1 protein-coding gene is annotated in these 474 nt (G+C 62.7%); it reads left to right on the top strand.

Annotation, left to right across the window (positions count from 1 at the left end):
- On the top strand, positions 1-406 hold a 406-nt coding region (locus tag CDV44_RS27290; protein ID WP_141118844.1), incomplete at its 5' end, for a DUF72 domain-containing protein.
- Positions 407-474 lie beyond the last annotated feature (68 nt).

Raw genomic sequence — 474 nt, 5'->3', positions numbered from 1 at the left:
CGAGTTTCGTCACCGTAGCTGGTTCGATACTCCCTCGCGCGAAGCCGCCACGTTGGCGATGTTGCGGGAGACGGGTGCGGCGCACACCATCGTCGATAGTCCAGGCGGATTCGACAACACGGTGCCTGCCGTCTGGGCGACAACGCGTGACGACCTGTGCGTCGTGCGTCTGCATGGACGCAACGCCGCCGCGTGGAACCGGCAGGGTGCTGTCGCCTCGTCCGGACGCTTCGTCTACGAATACAGTGCGAGCGAATTGATCGACATCTCGGCTCGGGTTGAACGCATCGCGGCGCTAGCGGACGATACGCATGTCCTCTTCAATACGAATCATGAAGATCAGGGCATGAAAAACGCTTCGGCGTTTCAGCGCAGGCTCGTGGATCTGGCGCGCGGCGCGTTTTAGTGGGCGTGTGTATCGTCGGCAGCAGGGCCACCGGCCTTGGATGACTTGCGCCACGTCGGCAGATCGGC

The sequence above is a fragment of the Pandoraea sp. PE-S2R-1 genome, from assembly GCF_002179865.1.
GTDB lineage: Bacteria > Pseudomonadota > Gammaproteobacteria > Burkholderiales > Burkholderiaceae > Pandoraea.
This window is presented reverse-complemented; position numbering and strand designations above follow the sequence as displayed.